This is a genomic window from Burkholderia sp. LFS061 (genome assembly GCF_047978125.1).
GTDB lineage: Bacteria > Pseudomonadota > Gammaproteobacteria > Burkholderiales > Burkholderiaceae > Burkholderia > Burkholderia pyrrocinia_C.
Map to the genome: position 1 here is coordinate 1 of NZ_JBFPFS010000131.1, position 722 is coordinate 722.

At 63.2% G+C, this 722-nt stretch carries 1 protein-coding gene and 1 pseudogene; both read left to right on the top strand.

Translation table 11 applies throughout. From position 1 onward, the window contains the following. Positions 1-451 (top strand): transposase (locus tag ACNQQL_RS36015; RefSeq protein WP_347069701.1); only part of this gene is annotated, 451 nt, incomplete at its 5' end. A 160-nt stretch (positions 452-611) separates the two neighbouring features. After that, positions 612-722: pseudogene (locus ACNQQL_RS36020) on the top strand (IS3 family transposase); the annotation flags it as partial.

The window sequence follows — 722 nt, forward strand, 5'->3', positions numbered from 1 at the left end:
GATGGAGAACCGTTCGGGCTTGGTGGTCGGTGCCGTGGTGAGCCATGCCGACGGCTTCGCCGAACGCGCCAATGCGTTGCGCCTGCTCGGTTGCGTGCCTGGGCGTCATGCCAAGACGCTCGGCGCCGACAAGGGCTACGACATGCGCGACTTTGTGCGGGACTGCCGTGCGCGCAAGGTGACGCCGCACGTCGCGCGCAATGACACGCATCAAGGCGGCAGCACGATCGATGGCCGCACCTCGCGGCACGCCGGCTACGGCATCAGCCAGGTGAAACGCAAACGCATCGAAGAGCACTTCGGCTGGGGCAAGACTATCGGCAGGATTCGACAGACCGTGTATCGAGGCATCAGACGGGTCGACCAGCACTTCAAGTTGACGATGCTGGCGAGCAACCTGACTCGAATTGCGCGAATGCTGACGGTGGTACCGCAAGGAGCGATGCAATGAGCCGCCCGAGCAGCGCGGGCGTCACGCGGCAACGCGCCGGCAATCCCGCTCGCCAGCGGGGCAGCCACGACGATCTATCGGCAACTCGGCGGCCAATCGCATACGAAATCCATTTAATCAGTGCCCCGGCCATCAAAACGCGGCGCTTTTCAACAGCCTGTTAGACCACGTGCAGCGTTTCGCGACCGATTGGATGTGGACTTACAATCAGGACCGCCCGAACATGGCCTTGGGCGGATTTACGCCAAAGCAGCGGTTGGCCATGGCCGCT